Here is a 2633-nt window from a genome sequence, read left to right as displayed (position 1 = left end):
CCTGTGCATCTCTTCTTGAATTTTATAAATCATCTTATAACCTCTAGAATCAATTGGAAGACCATATTCAACATTATTATATATTATGCCACGAGTAGTGTGGAAATCATCTTTTACAAGTCCACAAACGGGTATATCTAGTCCAAAGCTTTCTAATACTTCTTTTGCTACATTTACCTGTCCCTTTCCACCATCCATCATAATTAAATCAGGAAAACTAGAAAATGAAGATTTTACCAATGATTTTTTTTCATCTACACCACGTTTAAATCTTCGCGTTAATATTTCGCGATGACTTCCATAATCATCTGCACCTACTACTGTCTTGATTCTAAATTTTCTATAGTCGCTTTTTTTAGAGTCTCCATTTTCAAATACAACCATTGATCCAACTGACTCAACACCAGATATGTTTGAAATATCGTAAGCTTCGATTCTATTTGGGAATGTATCCAAGTGAATGAGATCTTGAATTTCTTCAAGTGCAAGTTTATTTACCTCAACTCGTTTGGAATATCTATCTCCATATTTATCTATCATATCTATTGCATTGCGCTTAACCATTCGAACTAATTCTTTTTTATTTCCTTTAACAGGCATAGTTATAGTTACTTTATTGCCCCTTCTCTCACTTAGCCACTTCTCAATTATATTAAAATCAGTTGGAAGATCTTCAACAATTATCTCCTTTGGAATATAACTTGCTCCAATGTAGAACTGTTTCATAAAAGATGAAAGAATTTCTCCGTAACTGTCATTATAGTAGTCTTTAATTAAATAATGTTCGCGGCCAATAATTTTTCCATTTCTAAAGAAAAATATTTGAACCAGTGCTTCATCAACACTCTTTGCAAGTGCAATAATATCTTTATCATCGCGAGCTTCTGGATCAGAAATAAGCTGTCTTTCTTTTAAATATTCTAAATTTTTGATTCTGTCTCGAATATCTGCGGCATTTTCATATTCCATTTTTTCAGAATATTCAAACATTTTTGCATTTAATTTCTTAATTAGTTCATCATTAGAACTGGATAAAAAGTTCAAGACTTCATCCACCATTTTATTATATTCGTCATCATCTACATTTCCAATGCAAGGTCCCATACATTTTCCAATATAATAATTTAAGCATGGTCTATAATTTTTCTCTTCTACGTTTTCTAGATTTAAGTTACAAGTCCTAAGAGGATACATCATCTCAAAGGTGTCTAATGAATCATTTACAGCAAATATATCGGGATAAGGTCCAAAATATTTAGCTTTATCTTTTTCTATTCGTCTCGTTTTTAAAACTCTTGGGTATCTTTGGTTCGTTGTAACTTTAATATATGGATACTGCTTATCATCTCTTAACAGAATATTATATTTTGGTAAATTATTTTTTATGAGATTTGACTCTAATACGAGAGATTCAACTTCATTTTCTACTATAATGTATTCAAAATCATTAATTTTTGAGACCATATTCGCAACTTTTTTGCTGCTCTTTCCATATGAACCAAAATATTGACGAACTCTTTTACGCAGTGATTTAGCTTTGCCTACATAAATTATTTCATCTAATTCATTTTTCATTATATAAACTCCCGGCTTATCCGGGAGCTTATCAAGTTTTTCTCTCAAGTCTTTCAAATTATCTCGTTACCTTTCTAGTTTCGTGTTTAAGAAGATCTAATTCTTCCCCACTTAAATGTGGGCTTAGTTTTTTATATACTTCTTTGTGATATTCATTTAAAACTTCAAGTTGTCTATCGCTTAAAAGAGATGGATCAATTGCATCAATTTCAAATGGACAGTAAGAAATAGTTTTAAATTTATAGAATACAGAGTCAACTGTTTCTCTGTCTTCTACAACACGCATAATATTTTCTATTCTAATGCCGTGACTTCCTTCTTTATAAACTCCTGGTTCATTTGAAACAATCATGCCCACTTCCATTGTAGTCGGAGTCTTAGAAATTCTAATGCTTTGTGGACCTTCGTGAACTGATAAAACAAATCCAATACCATGACCTGTACCACATTTATAGTCCATGTGAGCTTGCCACATGTCGTAACGAGCAATGCCGTCTAATGCAATATCACTTGTGCCTTTTAAGAAAATGCAGTCCATTAAGTTTAAGTGGCATTTTAAAGTTACTGTGTAGTCTCTTATCTCCTCTTCAGTTAGTTTTCCCATTGCAAGAGTTCTTGTAATATCTGTTGTCCCAGAATAATATTGGCCACCTGAATCCACAAGATAAAGGCCCTTATCATAAATTGTTGATTCATTATTTGGTGAAGCGCTGTAATGCATCATGGCAGCATTAGGTCCATAGGCAGAAATAGTACCAAATGAATTAGATAGATATAAAGAATCCTCACTTCTAAATTCATCTAGTTTTAGCTGTGCTTCATACTCTCCAATCGGAGCATCTTTAACCTTCTTCTTCAACCAACAAATATATTTAAATAGACTTACTCCATCTCTTATATAAGTATCTTCAAGGTTTTCAATTTCCACTTCATTTTTAATTGCTTTTAAATTTGTAGAAATATTAATGCCTTCTATTATTTTATTATCTTTCTCAAGAGATGAATAAATTCTATGATTTACAGAATCAGTATCTAGATATATTCTATTTTCTTTATAG

General features: G+C 31.6%; 2 protein-coding genes. Both read right to left on the bottom strand.

What is annotated here, in order from left to right:
* Positions 1–1632 (bottom strand): excinuclease ABC subunit UvrC (gene uvrC / locus ACOX6R_RS07845; protein ID WP_433448966.1); only part of this gene is annotated, 1632 nt, incomplete at its 3' end.
* A gap of 1 nt (position 1633) precedes the next feature.
* The coding region (locus ACOX6R_RS07840; protein WP_433448964.1) for a M24 family metallopeptidase at positions 1634–2633 on the bottom strand (1000 nt) is incomplete at its 5' end.

Origin of the sequence: Peptoniphilus sp. (assembly GCF_050943655.1) — a bacterium.
GTDB lineage: Bacteria > Bacillota > Clostridia > Tissierellales > Peptoniphilaceae > Peptoniphilus_A.
This window is presented reverse-complemented; position numbering and strand designations above follow the sequence as displayed.